The 15191-nt window shown below is 63.4% G+C and carries 16 protein-coding genes; 4 read left to right on the top strand and 12 right to left on the bottom strand.

All coding sequences use genetic code 11. The features are described 5' to 3' along the window. Positions 1 to 38 precede the first annotated feature (38 nt). Both NKH28_RS07080 and NKH28_RS07085 read right to left on the bottom strand, forming a co-directional pair. Positions 39 to 866, bottom strand: coding sequence for a helix-turn-helix transcriptional regulator (locus NKH28_RS07080; protein ID WP_352815756.1), 828 nt, complete (start codon positions 864 to 866; stop codon positions 39 to 41). 110 nt (positions 867 to 976) lie between these two features. Beyond that, positions 977 to 1147 carry a hypothetical protein gene (locus tag NKH28_RS07085; protein ID WP_352451984.1) on the bottom strand — a complete coding sequence of 57 codons (171 nt, stop codon included), beginning with the start codon at positions 1145 to 1147 and terminating at the stop codon, positions 977 to 979. A 500-nt stretch (positions 1148 to 1647) separates the two neighbouring features. Between NKH28_RS07085 and NKH28_RS07090 the strand changes: the two genes are divergently transcribed. Continuing rightward, the gene (locus NKH28_RS07090) at positions 1648 to 2079 is read left to right on the top strand and encodes a TerB family tellurite resistance protein (RefSeq protein WP_352815754.1); all 432 of its coding nucleotides are present in this window, start codon (positions 1648 to 1650) and stop codon (positions 2077 to 2079) included. Positions 2080 to 2085: 6 nt separating this feature from the next. Here the strand turns inward: NKH28_RS07090 and NKH28_RS07095 are convergent, their stop codons facing one another. The 5 genes from NKH28_RS07095 to NKH28_RS07115 all read right to left on the bottom strand — a co-directional run bounded on the left by NKH28_RS07095 (position 2086) and on the right by NKH28_RS07115 (position 8676). Then, positions 2086 to 3708: an ABC transporter ATP-binding protein gene (locus NKH28_RS07095; RefSeq protein ID WP_352815753.1), complete on the bottom strand. Its 1623-nt coding sequence runs from the start codon at positions 3706 to 3708 to the stop codon at positions 2086 to 2088. Continuing rightward, positions 3705 to 4574 (bottom strand): ABC transporter permease, encoded by an 870-nt coding sequence (locus NKH28_RS07100; protein WP_352680000.1) that lies wholly within the window; start codon positions 4572 to 4574, stop codon positions 3705 to 3707. Before NKH28_RS07100 ends, NKH28_RS07095 begins: the two co-directional genes overlap by 4 nt. Then, positions 4571 to 5518, bottom strand: a complete 948-nt coding sequence (locus tag NKH28_RS07105) for an ABC transporter permease (RefSeq protein ID WP_352978328.1) — start codon at positions 5516 to 5518, stop codon at positions 4571 to 4573. Before NKH28_RS07105 ends, NKH28_RS07100 begins: the two co-directional genes overlap by 4 nt. 259 nt (positions 5519 to 5777) lie before the next feature. Beyond that, a complete protein-coding gene (locus tag NKH28_RS07110; RefSeq protein WP_352831032.1) occupies positions 5778 to 7256 on the bottom strand; it encodes an ABC transporter substrate-binding protein in 1479 nt (492 codons plus the stop codon). Between the two features lie 130 nt (positions 7257 to 7386). Continuing rightward, entirely contained in the window at positions 7387 to 8676 is a 1290-nt protein-coding gene (locus NKH28_RS07115; protein ID WP_352978330.1) for an acetylornithine deacetylase/succinyl-diaminopimelate desuccinylase family protein, read from the bottom strand. 231 nt (positions 8677 to 8907) lie between these two features. On the opposite strand from NKH28_RS07115, the gene NKH28_RS07120 reads away from it, so the two are divergent. Next, positions 8908 to 9336, top strand: a complete 429-nt coding sequence (locus NKH28_RS07120) for a L,D-transpeptidase (RefSeq protein ID WP_352470461.1) — start codon at positions 8908 to 8910, stop codon at positions 9334 to 9336. A gap of 143 nt (positions 9337 to 9479) precedes the next feature. Here the strand turns inward: NKH28_RS07120 and NKH28_RS07125 are convergent, their stop codons facing one another. The 5 genes from NKH28_RS07125 to NKH28_RS07145 form a co-directional block, all read right to left on the bottom strand. Further along, complete coding sequence (locus NKH28_RS07125; protein ID WP_352978332.1) at positions 9480 to 10472, bottom strand: lipid A biosynthesis lauroyl acyltransferase; 993 nt, start codon at positions 10470 to 10472, stop codon at positions 9480 to 9482. A gap of 1 nt (position 10473) precedes the next feature. Beyond that, complete coding sequence (locus NKH28_RS07130) at positions 10474 to 11502, bottom strand: zinc-binding dehydrogenase (protein ID WP_352978421.1); 1029 nt, start codon at positions 11500 to 11502, stop codon at positions 10474 to 10476. A gap of 83 nt (positions 11503 to 11585) precedes the next feature. Beyond that, positions 11586 to 12875: a beta-ketoacyl-ACP synthase gene (locus tag NKH28_RS07135; RefSeq protein WP_352918983.1), complete on the bottom strand. Its 1290-nt coding sequence runs from the start codon at positions 12873 to 12875 to the stop codon at positions 11586 to 11588. A 75-nt stretch (positions 12876 to 12950) separates the two neighbouring features. Continuing rightward, positions 12951 to 14138, bottom strand: coding sequence for a beta-ketoacyl-ACP synthase (locus tag NKH28_RS07140; RefSeq protein WP_352816959.1), 1188 nt, complete (start codon positions 14136 to 14138; stop codon positions 12951 to 12953). 38 nt (positions 14139 to 14176) lie between these two features. After that, positions 14177 to 14461 carry an acyl carrier protein gene (locus NKH28_RS07145; RefSeq protein ID WP_023719977.1) on the bottom strand — a complete coding sequence of 95 codons (285 nt, stop codon included), beginning with the start codon at positions 14459 to 14461 and terminating at the stop codon, positions 14177 to 14179. Between the two features lie 213 nt (positions 14462 to 14674). Between NKH28_RS07145 and NKH28_RS07150 the strand changes: the two genes are divergently transcribed. Together NKH28_RS07150 and NKH28_RS07155 are read left to right on the top strand one after the other, a co-directional pair. Continuing rightward, a complete protein-coding gene (locus NKH28_RS07150; protein WP_352978334.1) occupies positions 14675 to 14929 on the top strand; it encodes a hypothetical protein in 255 nt (84 codons plus the stop codon). Further along, positions 14926 to 15111, top strand: coding sequence for a hypothetical protein (locus NKH28_RS07155; protein WP_352816954.1), 186 nt, complete (start codon positions 14926 to 14928; stop codon positions 15109 to 15111). The genes NKH28_RS07150 and NKH28_RS07155 overlap by 4 nt, the downstream gene beginning before the upstream one ends. Positions 15112 to 15191: the final 80 nt, after the last annotated feature.

The following is a 15191-nucleotide window of genomic DNA, read 5'->3' on the forward strand; positions in this document are numbered from 1 at the left end:
AGTCTGCGCGACGGCCGGTTGCGCGTCTTGAAGAAATGTTACCTCGCGGCAAGCGCCGTCGGCGCGACGCCTGCCAGGTCGCGAAACTCGCGCACCAGATGCGCCTGGTCGGCATAGCCGCAGTCGGCGGCGATGTCGGCCCAAGCGCTGTTCGCCTGTCTCGACAGGCCAAGCGCATGATTGAAGCGGACGATGCGCGAGAGCGTTTTTGGGCCGGTGCCGATAGCGTCCGAAAATTTTCCGGTAAGATGCTTGCGGCTCCAGCCAAGCTTTTCGGCCAGCGTCGAGATGCGGATCCGCCCACGCGTCGAGACGATCGTCTCATAGACCCAGACCATTTCGGTCTGAGTGCGGTCCGCGGTTGCCAACCGATCACCGACGAAGGCTTCGGCGATGGCAAAGCGTGTGCTCCAATCCGGCGCATTGCCAAGCCTTTCGCGCAGCGCGATGCCGTCGACGCCGAGCACGTCATCCAGGCCGACCATGCGGTCGGTCAATTCGCTCATCGGGCGGCCGAAGAAGCGACGAGCGCCGAGCGGGGTGAAATTGATCTGCACACAGCAGGCGCCGCCGAAGGATTCGATCACTACCGGCCCGGCATAAAGGCCGGCGGCAAAACTGGCGAAGCGGTCATTGTCGCCCGGGTCATGGCCGAGCCCAATGGCAAAGGGTTCGGCAAAGCTGATGACCAGCGGCACGGTCAGCGAGGCATATTCGACGGCGCGGAAATGGCCTGGCATGGTTTCGCGAAAGCCGCACATGTCGGTGACGACGCCCTGAAGCCGATGGCTCGGCGCGCGCCGCACCATCTCGAACCGATCGAGGCCTGGGCTTTCGTGGCGGCTGCCGTCTTCGCTGTCGGGCATGCGCTTTCCTTCCGCCACGCGACTTTAACAGACCATACGCCGGAATCAAAAGCGCCCGGTTTTGGCCGGGCGCTCCGAGTTGCCTGAGATTCTGAATTGTCTGGACGTGTTTAGGCGCCGCGCATCAGGCAGCCGGCGGCCAGCACGATGTAAGCGATGACAACAATCCACACAGCAGCCAAAGGGATGAACGCAAGGACGCCAAGCGCGGCGAGAACGCCGATAATGGCGATAACAAGGGATATAATGAAAATAAGCTGGGTAGGCGCACTGAGATTCATGTTCGGTCCCTCCTCAACATGATTCGTACAACGGCATAGTATCAGGCGCGCGGTCACACACCAATGAGCGCAGCGGGTTCGCCGGATTGGCCGGCAGTTTTATGGAGTGCCAGAACGGTGCGGCGCATTCGATCACGAAGGGCAATCGCTTCGGACGAATGACAGTTTCCAAATTGTGGCGGAGACCACCAATTGTCGATGTCGCCGCCGCCCCTCATTGCCCTGCCGGGCATTTCTCCCCGCATAGTGACGGGGAGAAAGGGCTGGTCGCAACGTCGGCGCCTTTTCTTGCAGCGCCTGCGATTGGCGAAACCGGTGACGAGAGCGCCCCTCTCCCGTCACTAAACGGGGAGAGGATGCCGGCAGGCAGGTGAGGCGCAGCGCCAACGCCCTAAAAGGGTGAGGAGGCGAATTCAAAACCGATTGCCCTGTTCCACCATTCGCACCCGTTTGCGCCAAGCCGATTCCGCGCTACCTTCCCGACGAATCGGAAGGGGCTGATGGCGATGGGATTGCTGGACCAGATACGCTCGATCTTCGACGGCGACCCCGGCGTGCGCAAGGTCGCGGACGATCCGGTGCTGTCGGCGGAATTGCTGATGCTGTTCCGTATGATCCTGGCCGACGGTTCGGTCAGCGAAAGCGAAATGACCGCCTTCAGGCGTATCTGCCGGGACGCCTTCGGCATTCCCGACACCAGCATCGACAGCGTCATCGAATATCTCAACGATTTCGGCTACGAGACCAACAGCTCGCAGGCCGTCGCCCAATTCCGCGACCTCGACGTCGAACGGCGCAAGCTGCTCGCCCGCCACATGGCCGAGATCGCCAAGGCCGATTCGCAACTTGCCGGGAGCGAGATGCAGCTGTTGCGCCGCACGCTCGACCTGCTCGACATCAGCCCGGCCGATTTGGTCAAGCCGCAAGGCTGAGGCCGCTCACCCCTGTTCCTGCAGTCGTTTCGCGATCGCCCGGTGCAGGTCTGGAGCAGCAGTGACCAGCGCCTTGGCCGCCTCGGACTGCGGGTGGTCAAGTACTTCGCTCGTCCTGCCGCGCTCGACGATCTTGCCGTCATGCATGACCATCACCTCGTCGGTGATGGCGCGGGCGACGGTCAGATCATGGGTGATGAACAGATAGGCGATGCCGAGCTTCTGGTTGAGGTCGGCGAACAGATCGAGGATCTGCGCGCGGATCGAGACATCGAGCGCCGAGACCGGCTCGTCGGCGACGACCAGTTTCGGCCGCGTGATGATGGCGCGGGCGATCGAAAGGCGCTGGCGCTGGCCGCCCGAAAACTCATGCGGATACTTGTCCATGTCGCCTGGTGAGAGGCCGACCTCGTGCAGCGCATACGCCACCATCTCGCGCCGCGCGGCGGGCGCCGGCTTCTTCTCCAGCACATGCAGCGGCTCGGCCACCAATCTCTCGACCTTCTGGCGTGGGTCGAACGAGCCGTACGGGTCCTGGAACACGACCTGCATGTCGCGCCGTGCCGGCTTCAGCTCCGCCTCGCTCTTGTCGGTGAGGATATCGCCGCGGAAGCGGATGGTTCCCGATGTCGGCTTGTCGAGTGCCAGAACCATGCGGGCAAGCGTCGACTTGCCGCAGCCGGAACGGCCGACGAGCGCCACCGACCGGCCGGGCGCCATCGAGAAGGAGACATCGTCGACGGCGCGGATGGCAGCCGCGCGTTTAAACAGGGATATGCGCCGTCCCGGATAATCCCGCGTTACGCTCTCTACCTGAAGCAGCGGTTTGGCCGATCCGCTGTCGTGTGTGCGGGCCCGCGCCGGCACATGCATCGAGGCCTGCGCCAGCTGTCGCGTGTAGGGATGAAGCTGTTCGGACAGCGTGCGCGCGGTATCGCCGGCCTCCATGACCTCGCCATGGCGCAGGATGGTGATGCGGTCCGCCATCTCGGTCACCACTGCGAGGTCGTGCGAGATGAGCAGAAGACCCATGCGGTTTTCCGCTACGAGGTCGCGCAGCAGGTCGAGGATCTGCGCCTGCAGCACCACGTCGAGCGCGGTCGTCGGCTCGTCGGCGATCAGCAGCTTGGGCTTCAGCGCACAGGCGATGGCGATGACGACGCGCTGGCGCTGGCCTCCGGACAGCTCATGCGGATAACGCGACAGCGGGAACTGCGCCGCCGGCAAGCCGACCCGGTCGAGCATTTTTCGCGCCCGTTGCTCGGCGTCCGCGCGGCTCGCCCTGGTGTGCCAGCGAATACCTTCGGCGACCTGCTCGCCAATGGTCTTGACCGGGTTGAGCGCCGTCATCGGCTCCTGGAACACCATGCCGATGTCGTCGCCGCGCAGCGCGCACATCTGGTCCTCGCTCGCCGCCAGAATATCGATGCCGTCGAAGGTAACGCGTCCCGTGGCGCGTGCCGCCCAGGGCAAGAGCTGCATCACGGTGAGCGCAGTCATCGACTTGCCGGAGCCGGATTCGCCGACCAGCCCCATCACTTCGCCGGGCGCCACGGACAGCTCGATGTCCCTGAGGATGGGCGTGCCGCCGATGGCCAGCGACAGCTTCTCGATTTCGAGCAGGCTCATCGCTGCCGCCGCGACTTCGGATCGAGAATGTCGGCAATGCCGTCGCCAAGCAGGTTCAGGCCAAGCACGGTGACGACGATCGCCATCCCGGGAAAGATCGCCATCCACGGCGCCACCACCATGCGGGTCTGGGCGTCGAACAGCATGCGGCCCCAGCTCGGCATCGGCGGCTGGGTGCCCAGCCCGACGTAGGACAAGCCCGCTTCGGCCAGTATGCCCAGCGCGAACTGGATGGTGCCTTGCACCAGCAGCAGCGTGGCGATGTTGGGCAGCACATGTTCGATGCTGATCAGCGTCCTGCTCTTGCCGGCGGCGCGGGCGGCGAGGATGAATTCGCGCGGCCAGATCGCCAGGGCGCCGGCGCGGGCGACGCGCGCGAACACCGGGATGTTGAAGATGCCGATGGCAATGATGGCGTTGAACGCGCCGGGCCCGAAGATGGCAGTGATCATGATTGCCGAAAGCAGCGCCGGAAAGGCGAAGACCAGGTCGTTCAGCCGCATCAGCACGTCATCGGCGATGCCGCCGCGCGCCGCAGCGAAGGCGCCGAGCGGCACGCCGACGCCCATGCCGATGCCGACCGCCACCAGCGCCACGGCGATCGAGTTGCGGGCGCCGACCATGATCATCGACAGGATGTCGCGACCGAAATGGTCGGTGCCGAACCAGTGCGCCAACGATGGCGCCTGGGTCTTGTCGGAAATGACCAGCCTGGTGACGTCGTAAGGCGTCCACACGAAGGAGAGGATCGCGACCGCAGCCACCAGTGCGGTGACGACGAAGCCGGCGAGGAACGAACGGTTTCGAAACGCCTTGGCCAGGATGCCGGCAAGGTTCTCGTCGGGGATGTCGATGTGCAGCGTCATTGCCTGCCTCTCAGGCGCGGATCGACCACCGCATAGGAGAGATCGACAACGAAATTGACGATGATGACGGCGGCAACCAGCAGCATGACGACGCTCTCGACCACGATCAGGTCACGCTGGTTGATTGCCTGGAACACCAGCCGGCCGAGGCCGGGCAAATAGAAGACGTTCTCGATGATGATGGTGCCGGCAAGCAGGAAGGCGAATTGCAGGCCTAGAATGGTGACCACCGGGATCAAGGCGTTGCGCAGCGCATGCCGCCACAAGACAAGACGATAGGGCAGGCCCTTGGCGCGGGCGGTGCGGATGTAGTCCTCATTCAGCACTTCAATCAGCGCCGAGCGGGTGACCCGGGCGAGGATCGCCGCCTGCGGCAGAGCGAGGGCGACCGCCGGCAGGAGCAGCGACTTCAGCGCCGGCCAGACGCCGGCGCCCCAGCCGGGAAAACCGCCGCCCGGCACCAGCCGCAGCCAGACGGCGAACAGATAGATCAGCATCAGCGCAAACCAGAAATTGGGCACGGCGACGCCAAGCTGGGCGGCGCCCATCGCAATCGTGTCGCCGGCGCGGCCGCGTCTGCTGGCGGAAAACAGCCCGACCGGAATGGCAATGACTGTGGACACCGCCAGCGCCATCAGTGCCAGCGGCAGCGAGACGACGAGGCGCTCGCGGACCAGATCGATGACCGGCACCGAATAGGTGTAGGAACGGCCGAAATCGAGGCTCAGCAAGCCGCCGGCCCAATGCAGGTAGCGCAGCACGACGGGAGCGTTGAGACCCATCTGGTTGCGCAGCAATTCGATCTGGTCGGCACTGGCGTTCAGGCCAAGCATCAGCCGCGCCGGGTCGCCGGGAATGATCTCCAGCACGGCAAAAACGACCATTGAGGCCAGAACCAGCGTGACGATGGCGATGATGAGGCGCTTGAGGAGGTAGGCGGTCATGGACGTTGAGGAACCGCTGTGTTGCCGGACGCAAAAACCGGGCGAAGCTTGCGTTCCCGCCCACCCCCCTCTGTCCTGCCGGACATCTCCCCCTCAAGGGGGGAGATTGGCAGTTTCCACGCTGGCACTGTCCTTGCAACGCTAGTGGTTAGCGAAAGCGGCGATGAGGGCTCAATCTCCCCCCTTGCGGGGGAGATGTCCGGCAGGACAGAGGGGGGTGTGACGGAGTGCAACTTTCGCCCTTCTATCAGCGACCCGCTCAATCCGTCCACTTCACCTTGGTCAGGTCGTTGGCCTGGATCGGGGCATTTTCCCACAGGCCCTGCAGTTTGGCGTCCCAGACGCCGACCTTCGGCAATTCGTAGAGGAAGCCGACCACGGCGTCATCGGCCAGGACCTTCTGCGCCTCGCCGAGCAGCGTCGTGCGCTTGGCCTCGTCGGAGGTAAGGTTCAATTCGTCGATGATCTTGTCGAAGGCCGGATTGTCGTAGTTGAAGTAATAGTCCTTACGCGAATAGATATCGATGTCGTTAGGCTCGGTATGGGAAACGATGGTCAGGTCGTAGTCCTTCTTGGTGAAGACCTGGTCCAGCCATTGCGCCCATTCGACCGGGATAATCTCGAGATCGATGCCGATTTCGCGAAGCTCGGAGGCGATGATCTCGCCACCAAGCCGCGCATAGGAGGGCGGCGGCAGCTTGAGCGTCGCCTTGAAGCCATTCTCCAGGCCGGCTTCCTTCAGCAACTCCTTGGCCTTCTCCACATTGTGCGGATAGAGGCCGGTGAGGTCGACATAGGCCTTGCTGGCGGGCGACATGTGCGAGCCGATCGGCACGCCTAGGCCGGCCGAGGCGCCGTCGATGATCGCCTTGCGATCGAGCGCAAAGGAAATCGCCTGCCTGACCTGCAGCTTGTCGAAGGGCGGCTTCTTGTTGTTGATCGACAGGATGGTTTCACCCTCGGTCGAGCCGATCACCACCTTGAAGCGCGGATCGTCCTTGACCTGGGCGACGCTGTCGGGGTCGAAGAACGGAAAGGCCTGAACGTCGCCGGAAAGCAGCGCCGGAACGGCGGCGGCGGCATCCGGAATGATGCGGAACTCGGCCTTGTCGAGAAATACCGGGGCGCCCCAGTAATTATCCGACTTGACCAGCGTGATCGATGAGCCCTTGGCCCAGTTCTGGAACTTGAACGGGCCGGTGCCGATCGGTTTTTCCTTGTTGGTGTCGGCTGTCTCAGGCGCCACGATCACCGCGTCGCCCCAGCCCATATTGTAGAGGAACGAGCCTTGCGGGTTCTTCAGCGTGACCTTCACCGTCGCGGGATCGACGACCTCGACCTTGTCGATGGCGGCAAACAGGGCCTTTTGCGCGTTGACGGAATTGTCGGCGCGGGCACGGTCGAGCGAGAATTTCACGTCGTCGGCGTTGAAGTCGGTGCCGTCATGGAATTTCACGCCTGTATGCAGCTTGAAAGTGTAGACCTTGCCGTCGTCGGAAATGCTCCAGCTTTGCGCGAGATCGGGCAGCACCTCGCCGTTCGGGCCGATGCGGGTCAGGCCCTCGAAGACATTGGCATAGAGTACCTCGTCGATTGCCGCGGCGGCACCCGCGGTCGGGTCGAGATGCGGGGGTTCGAGCGTAATGCCGATGACCAGGTCGGTGCGCGCGGCCATCGCTGAGGTCCCGGCGGCCAACGCCAGCGCCGCGGCGGCCAGAATGGTTTTCCACAATTTCATCGTGCAACTCCCCATGTCTAAAACACGTGCTCAAACCCGGGCGGATAGAAGCGTGAATTCGCCGCCGAGTAAATTGCGTTTCGTACCGTGTGCCGACGCCGGGAGGAATGTTTTTCCGCCCATGGCCGGATCATGGCGGGCCGGCGCCCCTCAGCAGCACGCCGAGGCCGATTGCCATCACCTTTGCCGAGTCCAGCATGTCGGCAATGCCGACCCATTCATCGGGCCGGTGGGCGAGATCGAGGATGCCCGGGCCATAGGCGATGCAGTCATAGATGTGGCCGATGCGGGCGATGTGCTTCTGGTCGTAGGTGCCGGGCGAAATCACATAATCCGGCTCGCGGTCGAATATCTCCATGATGCCTTGCGCGACCGCCTTCACCACCGGTGCGTCGCGCTCGGTCATCAGCGGCAGCACCTCCATAAGATCGCGGATCTCGTAATCGAACTTTTTGCGCTCGCGCTTCAGCCGTTCCAGGATATCGGTCACCTCGCTCTTGACCGTAGCGAGATCCTCTTCGAGCAGGAAGCGGCGGTCGATTGTCAGCCGGCAGGAATCGGGCACGTTGGGCGAGGGCAGGCCGGGCCGGAAATCTTCCGTCTGGCCGCCATGGATCGAGTTGATGTTCATGGTCGAGCGTTTTGCGCCTTCGGGCACGACCGGCATGCGCGTCATCTTGCGGTCGAGCGCCGGAAACAATTCCTCCTCGAAGGCCCGCAGCACGGCGCCCATATGGCGCACCGCATTGTCGCCGAGGAACGGCATCGAGCCGTGCGCGATCTCGCCCTTGGTCTCGATCTCCGCCCACCAGACGCCGCGATGGCCAAGGCAGATGCGATCCTTGTTGAGCGGCTCGGGAATGATGACGTGGTCGACCTTCGGTCTGGAGAAATAGCCGAGCTTGGCCAGATGCGCGACGCCGCCAAAGCCGCCGGACTCCTCGTCGACCGTGCCTGAAATCTCGATGGCGCCGGGAAAATCGGGAAACACCTCCATGAAGGCTTCAGCGGCGATGATCGAGGCGGCAAGCCCGCCTTTCATGTCGCATGCGCCGCGGCCATAGACCTTGCCATCCCTGACGATGCCGGCGAACGGATCGAGGCTCCAGCCGTCGCCGGGCTCGACGACGTCGATATGCGAATTGAAGTGCACGCAAGCACCCGGCGCCCGGCCATCGAAGCGGGCAACGACGTTGACGCGCGGGTAACGGTCAGTGTCGCCGGGCGTGCCCTCGGCACGGATGAATTCGATCTCAAAACCACGCTTCTTCAGCCGCTCGCCAATGTATTCGGCACATGGCCGATAGGCTTCGCCGGGCGGATTGATGGTTGGAAAGCGGATCAGATCCGCAGTCAGTGCAACCAGATCATCGGCTTGGTCATCGATGGCCTTGAGGAGCCGTTCGTTCGGTTCGTTCATTCGGCGAATTGAGCAGCGGATGAGGCGGTTTTGCAAGCCCGATGGCGAATTGCGAGGCGATTGCGTGTCGTTACGGCAACTATTGCGGGAAATCGTTCAAATTCGCTGCTTTGGATTGGTGAAATCGTCAGGGAGTAGGTGTTAGCTCGCTGGCTTGCCATCAAAACGCTGGAGAACAGCGTGAGGCAGGCAGGCAAGGGGCATCAAAGGGCATCAAAGGGGTTTGATTGCATGAAAAACACTGTTCTCATGGCAGCGGCATTGGTAGCGATGCTGTTCGGTTCGTCGTTCGAGAGCCGTGCGGCCAGCCTGGTCGCGAACATCGATATTTCCTCACAGACGATGACGGTAAGATACGGGCTTTCGTATTATCGGTGGAGCGTTTCCACCGCCCGCAAGGGCTACATCACGCCGCGCGGCAGTTACCGGCCACAGCGGACGGCCCGGATGTGGTATTCGCGCAAATACGACATGTCGCCGATGCCCTATTCGGTGTTCTTCCGCGGCGGCTATGCCATCCACGGCACCGGCGCGATCCGGCAATTGGGGCGCCCGGCATCGCATGGCTGTGTGCGCCTCCACCCCAGCAACGCCGCCGCGTTCTATTCGATGGTGCGCGAAGCCGGCTTCGGCAATACGCGGATTCTCGTGACGAATTAGGGCCTGCTCCTCGGCCCGCAATAAAAAACCCGCCGGAGCGGCGGGTTCATTGGGGCCAAATAGCACCATACCGAAATTAGTAGCATAGCTGCCGGCACAAAGCAAGAACAAAATAAGGCTTGCGCCCAAAAAAGATGGTGCGCTCAGGCGGGTTTGTCGCGCATTGTCGCCGGCCGACGCTTTTTGCGGCCGCTGATCTCCCAGCGCTTGTGGAACCACATCCACTGGCCGGGGTCTTCGCGCACCCAGCGCTCGACCACGTCGTTGAGAAGCTGGGTGGTGGCGGGGACGTCGACACTGCCGCCGGCGGTGCGCGGCAAGGTGAGCTTGTCCTCGATCTCGAGCCGGAAACGATTGTTCGGCAGGCGCACGCAGCGCGCCGGGTAGACATCGCAATCGTAGTGCCGCGCCAGGGTGCCGAGAACCCGGTTGCTCTCGCAGGGGCGGCCGAAGAATGTCGTCTCGAGCCCGCCGGTGAATTTTTGGTCGACCAGCACGCCGATATTGCCGCCTTTCTCGAGGATGGCCGCAAGTGCGAACGAGGCACCGGTCGAAGACGGCAGCAGCGATCCCATGCTCGAGCGGCGGGTCGAGAGGATGTAGTCGGCGAGGTAAGGGTTGTTGGGCGGGCGAAACAGCGCCGTGATGTTCATGCCGAATGTCGCCGCAGCCACCGGCAGCAGCTCGAAATTGCCGAGATGCCCGGTGAAGACGATATGCGGCTTGTCCTCGCCAGCGATGCGCACGAAATGCTCCACGCCCTTGACCTCGACACGGCCCGGCTTCGTCGCAGCGGGATCGTAGTCGAACAAAGCATCGAGAAAGATGTATTCGGCGGCCAGGCGGGCCATGTTGCCCCACATATCGGAAGCGATCGCCTCGATCTCGGCATCGCTTTTTTCCGGATAGGCCTTGCGCAGATTGTCGACGGCAACCTGATGGCGCGCCACCCAGGGGCCGATGCGGCGGGCAGCGCGGTCGGCGAAATTGAGCGCCCTGTCGGGCGGCAGCAGGCGCAGCGCGGAGATGATGATCATCGCGACGCGCGCGACCAGCCAGTAGTTGAACTGGCGAAGCCGCCTGCCATAGCGGAATCCCACGTCCCTGCGGATCTTCCTGAAGGCGTTGCCGATCATTTCAGCCGACGCGCAGGATGATCTTGCCGAAGACGTCGCGGCCTTCCATGCGCTTCAGCGCCGCATCGATGCCGTCGAAGCCGACCTCGGTGTCGATCACCGGCGCGACCCGGCCCGCGGCCATCTTCTGCATGGCGTCGGCCATATTTTCCATGCGGCAGCCGAACGAGCCGAGCAGCTTCAACTGCTGCTGGAACAACTGCATCAAATTGATCTGTGTCGACACGCCGGAGGTCGAGCCGCAGGTGACCAGCCGGCCGCCGCGCTTCAGGCACAGCATCGAGGCGGCAAAGGTGTCGGTCCCGACATGCTCGAACACCACGTCGACGCCCTTCTTCTTGGTCAGCTTGCGCACGATGCCTTCGAAGCGGTCGTCGCGATAATTGATTACGTGGTCGGCGCCGAGCGCCTTGGCCTTGTCGATCTTGTCGTTCGAGCCGACGGTGGTGATGACCATGCAGCCCATCTTCTTGGCCAGTTGAATAGCGGCGGAGCCGATGCCGGAGCCGCCGGCATGGACCAGTATCGTCTCGCCGGGTTGCAGCCGGGCATTGTCGAACAGCATGTGCTCGACCGTGCCGAAGGTGACAGGCGCCACCGCCGCGCCGATTTCGCTCACGCCTGGCGGGGCGGGGACCAGAAGGCGCGCCGGCAGGTTGATCTTTTCCTGCGCAAAGCCGTCGAGATGGAAGCCGTGCACGCCCGAGACATGCTCGCAGAGATTGTCACGGCCTTCGCGGCAGGCGCGGCAAAGACCGCAGGTGCGGGCGCCATAGATCGACACCAACTGTCCGGGCAGGAGGCTGGAAACGCCGGGGCCGACCGCCTCGACCTCGCCGGAGGCCTCGGCGCCGACGACCAGCGGCAGCTTGCGCTTGGCGAAGGCCATGCCGCGCCAGCCCCAGACGTCGATATGGTTCAGCGCCACGGCCTTGATGCGCAGCGTCACCTCGCCGAGCGACGGCGGCGGCGGTGGCGGCAGGTCCACCGTTTCAAGCCGGCGATCCTCGATAAGTTGCAATGCGCGCATGCCAGATCCCAGGTTGCGCATGACCGAGAACCGTTTCGGAAAGGACCATGCGCACGACAACAGTGCTAGAGCGGAACGGTCGCTTAGACCGGTTCCCGCGCCATGACAAGGCAGGTGTTCTGGCCGCCAAAGCCGAAGGAGTTCGACAGGACGGTGCCGACCTCGGCGTTGCGCTTGGTGTTCGGCACCACGTCGAGCACGATTGCCGGGTCGGGATTGTCGTAGTTGATGGTCGGCGGAATGATGCTTTCGCGCATCGTCATCAGCGAAAATGCGGCCTCGACAGCACCGGCAGCCGATAGGGTATGGCCGATCATCGACTTGTTCGACGAGACCGGCATTGACGAGATCCGCTCGCCGAATACCGTCGACAGCGACAAATGCTCCATCTTGTCGTTTTCGGGCGTCGAGGTGCCATGGGCGTTGACATAATCGATCCCGTCCTCGCTCAGGCCGGCATCGGCAAGAGCGGCGCGCACCGCCGCGATCGCCGGCGAACCGTCCGGCTTGGAGCGGGTGCGATGGAAGTCGTCGGCCTTTTCGCCGCAGCCGCGCAATATGCCGAGAACGGTGGCGCCGCGGGCAAGTGCTGCCTCCAGCGATTCCAGCACAAGGGCGCCCGAGCCTTCGGCGAGCACGAAGCCGTCGCGGTCCTTGGAGAAGGGTTTTGAGGCCTTTTCAGGGATGTCGTTATGGGTGGAGAGCGCCGATAGAAGCGAGAAGCGGATCAGCGCCTCGGCGGTCGCCGAGCCATCGGCGCCGATCGACAGCGCCCTGTCGCATTCGCCGCGGCGGATCGCCTCGACGCCGAGCTGGATCGCCGTGGCGCCCGAAGCGCAGGCGGTCGACAGCGTAATCGGCAGGCCGCGCGTGCCGAAACGGTCGGCAAGCCGGTCGGCAATCGAGCCGAACTGGGTGGTCTCGAAGATGTCGAGTTCCCTGAGGCCGCGCGCTACCCGCAGCAGCCTCTCTGCACCGGTGTCGTGCCTGTCTGAATTATTGGGCGTGTCGGAATTGTAGAGCGAAAAGCGCTCGCTCCAGTCGAGCTCGACCGGCGGCGAAGCGAGGAACAGCGGTCCGCCGAAATCGCCGGCATCGAGGCCGGCCTCCGACATCGCTTCCTGGGCGGCGGTTTCGGCAAGCTCATAGGTGAGGAGACTGGCGCCCTTGGAACTCGACGGCAGGAAATCGACCATGCCGGAGATGCGGGTGTTGAGATGATCGACCGGGAAGCGGGTGATCGGATGGATGCCGGACTTGCCTGAGGTAAGTGCCGCCCAATTGTCGGTTTTGCCAACACCGAGCGACGTCACCACGCCGATGCCGGTGACGGCGACGATGGGCCTGCCCATGTGGTCGTTCAGATTGGCCATTTGTTGTCCAAAAACCTGTTTCTCTTGGAGCGTCGGATCGCCCGAAAACCGCGCCACACTTTTCGGTCCGATGCTCTAGGCGGCTTTGATCAGCGCCATGCCCTCGAATTGGTGATAGCCGATCGCCGTTGCAAGGACGGTCTTCGGGACGCCGGCAAACGGCTTTTCGACTGTGGCGTCGAAGACAGGGTAGGCGGCCTTGCGGTCGACAGCCAGCGCCGCCAGCGCCACGGCAAAGGGGAACTGCGCTTCCTTCATGTGGCCAGTCAGCGTCGAAAAGCCGCGTGCGGCGATCGCCGGATTGGCGTCGAGCGCCGATTTCTCGGCGGCGGTCGCGGCATGGGCGCCCGAAGCGCCGGAGATCGCGAGCAGCTCGCCATTCGGCAATGCGGCTTGCTTCAACAGCACGGCGATCTCGCCGTCGAGTTCGTCCCGCCGGCGCCTGGCGCGACCGGACAGGACCGGGCCGAGCTCCGCATAGATCTTCCGGCCACGGCTTTCCGCATGCTCGCGCTGCTCCAGGACGAGAAACGCGCCGCCGGATCCGGTCACCACGCCGCCGCCTTCGGCACCTTGCCTCTGCCAGACCGGCCGCCACGGACCGCGATGCAGGTAGCCGGCCAGTTCATAGCCGAGCAGCATGTCGGAATGTTCGGTCTGGAAAGCGCCGCCGACCAGAATATGCGTCGACTGGCCGGAGCGGATGCGCGCGGCCGCGGTCTCGACAGCGGCAACGCCGGCACCTTCCTCGCCCATGAAGGTGCGCGACGACCCCGTCACCTTGTGGACGATCGAGATGTTGCCGGCGAGCAGGTTGGAAAGCTGTGCCAGAAACAGCGTCGGACGCAATTCGGTGGTCAGCTTCTCGTTGAGCAGCACGTCGCGGTCATTGCGGCTTTCCGATGCCGCGAGAATGGCCGCATCGACCGCCTCGTCGCGCTCGCCGCCGCCGGCGGCCACCACCATGTCCATGGTCGCGCAGAGTTCGTCATTACCCTTGATGCCGGCATCGTCGAGCGCAAGGCCGGCCGCATAGGTGCCCAGCCTCTGCCAGGTTTCCATCTGCCGCTGGTCGCCACGCTTGGCGATCTGCAGGTTCCAGTCGATCTCGGGCAGCGGATGGACCGTATAGGGCGAGAAGCGCGAGGCCTCCAGAACCGGCTCAAGCCGTGGCTGGAGGAGCTTTTGCCAATGCGCATCCGGACCCTCGCCCAGTGACGAGACAAGGCCGATGCCTGATATGACGACGTCGTGGGGGTTCATGGGAGGCTGTTGTGGGTCGGGCGCGTCAGGCGCTGTGTTCACGTGGCGTTCTTGGCGGCGACGAGCGCGTCGATCTTGGCGCACAGGTTCTTCATGACGAAATAGTCGTCGGTCGAAGCCTTGCCGTCATTGACTTCCTGCGTCCACTTTTCCAACGGCACCTTGATGCCGAATTCCTTGTCGATGGCAAAGACGATGTCGAGGAAGTCGAGGCTGTCGATGCCGAGATCGTCGATGGTGTGGCTTTCGGGCGTGATCGTCTCGATGTCGATCTCGCTGGTGTCGGCGATGATCTTGGCGACTTTGTCGAACGTGGTGGACAAGGGCTTTTCCTTCGATTGCGGGCGGAATCTGTCCGCATGTGTTTTGGGCTGTCTAATCGGTTTTTCCGGGCAGGAAAAGGCCTGATACGCCGCGCGCAGATGGGATTGCTGCCCAGGCAGAGCAATAGGGGTCGCTGGCAACCCCCGGCGATATGCCGAAACCGTCCCATCTCTGACCATTGGGTGTACCAATGTACCATGGTACAAAGATCTATGACCATAGAACGCGTGCAGACCGGGGTGCGCCTGGAAAAACGATTGGTGAAGGTGCTCAAGGCCTTGGCTGAGCATCGCGACATGAGCCCGGGTGACCTCATCGAGGGCATCCTGCTGCATGCTTTCGAAGGCCGGACGCCGTTCTCCGCGGCGACCCTGGAAACAATCGGCCAATTGAAGCGCATCTACGAAATGGAGCTTGCCGCAGCGGACAGCCACCGTCCGGCGGAAACCGGCGGGGAGGGCGGATGACGAGCCATCTTGAGCGCAGCCACAGCATCGTGCTTTCGGGGCCGATCGACCGCGGCTTTCCGCTGTTCACGCCGATCGGAGAGACCCTGTGGGTGGACGGCTGGCGTATCGCATCCGCTATGTTCGCGTTACGCGGATTCGCGTTTCGGATTTGTCGAGGTGGCCTGCCGACCGACCACTAACGGAGGCACGGAGGCGTCGATTACCTATGCGTTCACGGCCTTGGAGCCCGGCAGGAGCATCCTATCTGTCCGAACTTACA

The sequence above is a fragment of the Mesorhizobium sp. M1227 genome (assembly GCF_040318315.1).
Lineage (GTDB): Bacteria > Pseudomonadota > Alphaproteobacteria > Rhizobiales > Rhizobiaceae > Mesorhizobium.

What these genes read in the sequence shown, in the direction of transcription:
- NKH28_RS07090 (WP_352815754.1), top strand. Translation starts at nt 1,648, where the DNA reads ATGGCGATGGGATTGCTGGACCAGATACGCTCGATCTTCGACGGCGAC.
- NKH28_RS07140 (WP_352816959.1), bottom strand. Translation starts at nt 14,138, where the DNA reads ATGAACCCCCACGACGTCGTCATATCAGGCATCGGCCTTGTCTCGTCA.
- NKH28_RS07150 (WP_352978334.1), top strand. Translation starts at nt 14,675, where the DNA reads ATGACCATAGAACGCGTGCAGACCGGGGTGCGCCTGGAAAAACGATTG.
- NKH28_RS07085 (WP_352451984.1), bottom strand. Translation starts at nt 1,147, where the DNA reads ATGAATCTCAGTGCGCCTACCCAGCTTATTTTCATTATATCCCTTGTT.
- NKH28_RS07135 (WP_352918983.1), bottom strand. Translation starts at nt 12,875, where the DNA reads ATGGCCAATCTGAACGACCACATGGGCAGGCCCATCGTCGCCGTCACC.
- NKH28_RS07105 (WP_352978328.1), bottom strand. Translation starts at nt 5,518, where the DNA reads ATGACCGCCTACCTCCTCAAGCGCCTCATCATCGCCATCGTCACGCTG.
- NKH28_RS07125 (WP_352978332.1), bottom strand. Translation starts at nt 10,472, where the DNA reads ATGATCGGCAACGCCTTCAGGAAGATCCGCAGGGACGTGGGATTCCGC.
- NKH28_RS07130 (WP_352978421.1), bottom strand. Translation starts at nt 11,502, where the DNA reads ATGCGCGCATTGCAACTTATCGAGGATCGCCGGCTTGAAACGGTGGAC.
- NKH28_RS07080 (WP_352815756.1), bottom strand. Translation starts at nt 866, where the DNA reads ATGCCCGACAGCGAAGACGGCAGCCGCCACGAAAGCCCAGGCCTCGAT.
- NKH28_RS07155 (WP_352816954.1), top strand. Translation starts at nt 14,926, where the DNA reads ATGACGAGCCATCTTGAGCGCAGCCACAGCATCGTGCTTTCGGGGCCG.
- NKH28_RS07115 (WP_352978330.1), bottom strand. Translation starts at nt 8,676, where the DNA reads ATGAACGAACCGAACGAACGGCTCCTCAAGGCCATCGATGACCAAGCC.
- NKH28_RS07110 (WP_352831032.1), bottom strand. Translation starts at nt 7,256, where the DNA reads ATGAAATTGTGGAAAACCATTCTGGCCGCCGCGGCGCTGGCGTTGGCC.
- NKH28_RS07095 (WP_352815753.1), bottom strand. Translation starts at nt 3,708, where the DNA reads ATGAGCCTGCTCGAAATCGAGAAGCTGTCGCTGGCCATCGGCGGCACG.
- NKH28_RS07120 (WP_352470461.1), top strand. Translation starts at nt 8,908, where the DNA reads ATGAAAAACACTGTTCTCATGGCAGCGGCATTGGTAGCGATGCTGTTC.
- NKH28_RS07100 (WP_352680000.1), bottom strand. Translation starts at nt 4,574, where the DNA reads ATGACGCTGCACATCGACATCCCCGACGAGAACCTTGCCGGCATCCTG.